We start from the raw sequence: 262 nt of genomic DNA, 5'->3' as shown, positions 1-262 counted from the left end.
GCTACTTTATTCCACAAATCTAAAGCACGTTTCCAACTTCATGTGATTAGTTTATCCTTGCAGACCAATGATACCACAAGCTACTCTGCCACCAGCATTTCCAGTAGTTTTGCTAAGCTCATGACCACCTTTCCCAAGATCATCAGGATCAGCATGGACAACAACCGCCCTTCCTATGATGTTGTTTGGTCCAGTGAGAGGAATCTGGCTGTCAGTAATAGTGAAGCTGACAGTACCATCATCACCGACATTAACATTCCCA

At 43.9% G+C, this 262-nt stretch carries 1 protein-coding gene; it reads right to left on the bottom strand.

The features are described from left to right. Positions 1-51 precede the first annotated feature (51 nt). Positions 52-262: superoxide dismutase family protein (locus tag L9G74_RS24310; RefSeq protein WP_238898702.1), on the bottom strand; the 211-nt coding region annotated here is incomplete at its 5' end.

The sequence above is a fragment of the Shewanella electrica genome, from assembly GCF_022321485.1.
GTDB lineage: Bacteria > Pseudomonadota > Gammaproteobacteria > Enterobacterales > Shewanellaceae > Shewanella > Shewanella electrica.
The sequence above is the reverse complement of the archived record's forward strand: the minus strand, read 5'-3'. Positions and strand labels throughout refer to the sequence as shown.